Genomic DNA, 3,632 nt, shown 5'->3' on the forward strand with positions numbered 1-3,632 from the left:
GCCCAGACCGCCCCGACAGCCACCGCCCCGGCCCAGACCGCCCCGGCACCCACCGCCCCGGGCGCCGCCCGGCATACCGCCGTGACCGCCGCAGGCGACCCGGAAGCAAGCCCCGCCGAGCCCGCCGCAGGCGACCCGGCAAGCCGCACCATCCCGACCACAGCCGCACCCGAGCCCGCCGCGGGCGACACCGCGGACACCGCCGCCCGGCCCGCAGCCGCGCCCGCCACCGCCGAGACCCCCAGGCCCGCCGAGCCCGCCGCGGGCGACACCGCGGGCGAGAACGGCAGCGACCGCGAATCCCGGTTCGCCGTTCTGGGGCCCGTCCGGGCCTGGCGGGGTGCCGAGGCCCTGCCCTCCGGCACGCCCCAGCAGCGCGCCCTGCTCGCCGTACTGCTGCTGCGCGACGGCCGCACCGCCACCGCACCCGAACTGATCGACGCCATCTGGGGTGAGGACCCCCCGCAGCAGGCCCTCGCCACCATCCGCACCTACGCCTCCCGCCTGCGCAAGGTGGTCGACCCCGGCCTCCTCGTCACCGAGTCCGGCGGCTACGCCATCCGGCTGCGCTCCGCCGCCACCCTCGACCTCGGCGTCGCCCGCGGCCTCGCCGCCGACGCCGAGAGCGCCCGGGCCGCCGGGGACCGCTCCCTCGCCCGTACGCTCCTGGCCCGCGCCCTCGACCTGTGGGAGGGCGAACCCCTCGCCGGGGTCCCCGGCCCGCACGCCGAGACCGAGCGCACCCGGCTCGCCGAATGGCGCCTCCAGCTGCTGGAGACCCGCCTCGACCTCGACCTGGAGGTCGGCCACCACGCCGAGGCCGTCTCCGAGCTCACCGCCCTCACCGCCGCCCACCCGCTGCGCGAACGGCTGCGCGAGCTGCTCATGCTCGCCCTCTACCGCAGCGGCCGGCAGGCCGAGGCCCTCGCCGTGTACGCCGACACCCGACGCCTCCTCGCCGACGAACTCGGCGTCGACCCGCGCCCCGAGCTGGCCGCCCTCCAGCAGCGCATCCTGAACGCCGACGCCGATCTGGCCCGCGCCGAAGACCCCGCCCCGGCCGCCACCGCCGCTCACGTGAGGCCCGCCCAATTGCCCGCGACCGTGCCCGACTTCACCGGCCGCTCCAGCTTCGTCGCCGAGCTCGGCACGATCCTCTCCGGCGGCGCCCAGGACCAGGTCATGGCCGTCTCCGCGCTCGCCGGCATCGGTGGCGTCGGCAAGACCACCCTCGCCGTCCACGTCGCCCACGCCGCCCGCCCGCACTTCCCCGACGGCCAGCTCTACGTCGACCTCCAGGGCACCGACGCCCGCCCCGCCGAACCGGAGGCCGTCCTCGGCTCGTTCCTGCGCGCGCTCGGCACCCCCGACACCGCCATCCCCGACTCCCCGGCCGAACGGGCCGCGCTCTACCGTTCCACGCTCGACGGCCGCCGCGTCCTGGTCCTCCTCGACAACGCCCGCGACGCCGCCCAGGTCCGCCCGCTGCTGCCCGGCACCGCCGGCTGCGCCGCCCTCGTCACCAGCCGGGTCCGCATGGCGGGCCTCGCCGGGGCCCATCTCGTCGACCTCGACGTGATGAGCCCCGAGGAGGCCCTCCAGCTCTTCACCCTCATCGTCGGCGAGGAGCGCGTGGGCGCCGAACGCCAGGCCGCCCTCGACGTCGTCGGCGCCTGTGGGTTCCTGCCGCTGGCCATCCGGATCGCCGCCTCCCGGCTCGCGGCCCGCCGCACCTGGACCGTGTCCGTCCTCGCCGCCAAGCTCGGCGACGAACGCCGCCGCCTCGACGAGCTCCAGGCCGGCGACCTCGCCGTCAAGGCCACTTTCGAGCTCGGCTACGGCCAGCTGGAGCCGGCCCAGCAGCGCGCCTTCCGCCTCCTCGGCCTCGCCGACGGCCCCGACATCTCGCTGTCCGCGGCCGCCGCCGTACTCGACCTGCCCGAGTACGACACCGAGGACCTCCTGGAGGCTTTAGTCGACTGCTCCCTCCTGGAATCCGCCGCCCCCGGCCGCTACCGCTTCCACGACCTCGTACGCCTCTACGCGCGTGCCTGCGCCGAGCGCGACGAGCAGCCGCCGAGCGAGCGCGAGGCAGCCCTGGACCGCCTCCTGGACTTCTACCTGGCCACCGCCTCCGGGGTCTACGCCCTGGAACGCCCCGGCGACCGGCTGCCCGCGCACCTGTCCGACACCCACTACCCCGGGCTGGTATTCGCCGAGCCGCGCGCCGCCCTGGACTGGCTGTACGCGGAGGCCGGCCCGCTGCTGGCCTGCGTACGGCAGGCCTCCGTACGGGGCGGGGACTCCCCGGTGCTGCGCCGGGCCGTGGACCTGCTGTGGGCGGCCAAGGACCTGGCCGAGTCCGGGGCCAACTCCAAGCAGTACGAGTCCGCCGCGACCGCCCTGCGCGACGCCGCCCAGGCCGCCAAGGACCCGTACGCCGAGGGCCGCGCCCGCACCACCCTCACCAACGTCCACCTGGTCGCCGGCCGCTTCGCCGAGGCCGACGACGAGGCACGCCAGGCCACGGCCCTGGCCCGCGAGGCCGGCGACCCGCTGCCCAGCTGCTGGGCGCCCAACGACCGCGGGATCATCGCGCTCTACGAGGGACGCCACGCGGACGGCGAGCGGTACCTGCTGGAGGCCATCCAGAACTTCCGCGCCGACGCCAACAACGTCGGCGAGGCGAGCGCCCTGTGCAACCTGTCCCGCATCCACGTGGAACTGGGCCGCCTCACCAGCGCCATAGACCTCGCCCAGCAGGGCATCGCCATCTACGACCGGATGGGCCTGTCCCTGCGCCTGGCCAACGGCCGCTACGCGCTCGGCATCGCGCTCACCCAGGCGGGCAGGCTCGGCGAGGCCCTCGCGCAGCTCACCGAGGCCCTGGCGCTCTTCCACGACAACCGGCAGCCGCTGTGGGAGGGCGTGACCCACTTCCGGCTGGCGGTCGCCCACCTCGCCGCACGCCGGCCCACGCTGGCCGCCGCGCACGCCGAGCAGGCCATCGCGCTGCGCGGCATCGGCGGGGAGTGGCGGCGCGCGACCGTGCTGACCGTGCTGGGCAAGGCGCTGCGGCGGCTGGGGCAGACGGACCGGGCGCGGGCGTGCTGGCGGGACGCGGAGACCGTTTTCAAACAGCTCGGTTCGGCCGAGCTGGCCGAGGTGCAGACCCTGCTGGCCACGGAGATCGCCGCCTGACCTGCAAGAACGCCGGTTGAACGAGGCGTTCATCGTTCGTTTATCGCCGAACGGCACGATAGGTGCATCGACCCGGTACGTCGGGGGACATCCGGGCCGTTTGGAAGGATCACCCGTTCGGCGGTCATCGGGGGAATCGCCGAACGGGTCCCACCCATCCATCAGGAGAACCGATGACGACGAACGAGAACATCCTGCCGAACGACAGCACCATCAAGCCGCTCGACAACCACGCCTCGGGCGTCGAGATCGAGACCCTGGACAACCACGCGTCGGGCACCGAGATCAAGCCGCCGACGGACGACCAGGCCGCGGGCGAGGAGATCCAGACGCTGGACAACCACGCGTCGGGTCCGCGCCCGTAACAACCGCACCAGCACGGGGGAGCCCACGGGGGAAACGGGGGCTCGGGGGAGCCCACGGGGGGAAAC

At 75.1% G+C, this 3,632-nt stretch carries 2 protein-coding genes; both read left to right on the forward strand.

Annotation, left to right across the window (positions count from 1 at the left end; genetic code table 11):
* The first annotated feature begins 315 nt into the window (after window positions 1-315).
* A complete protein-coding gene (locus IH80_RS0137990; RefSeq protein WP_199819372.1) occupies window positions 316-3,201 on the forward strand; it encodes an AfsR/SARP family transcriptional regulator in 2,886 nt (961 codons plus the stop codon).
* A gap of 173 nt (window positions 3,202-3,374) precedes the next feature.
* Window positions 3,375-3,566 (forward strand): hypothetical protein, encoded by a 192-nt coding sequence (locus IH80_RS40315; RefSeq protein ID WP_037882310.1) that lies wholly within the window; start codon window positions 3,375-3,377, stop codon window positions 3,564-3,566.
* Window positions 3,567-3,632: the final 66 nt, after the last annotated feature.

The organism is Streptomyces sp. NRRL S-378, from assembly GCF_000720645.1.
In the GTDB taxonomy this organism is placed as follows: domain Bacteria; phylum Actinomycetota; class Actinomycetes; order Streptomycetales; family Streptomycetaceae; genus Streptomyces.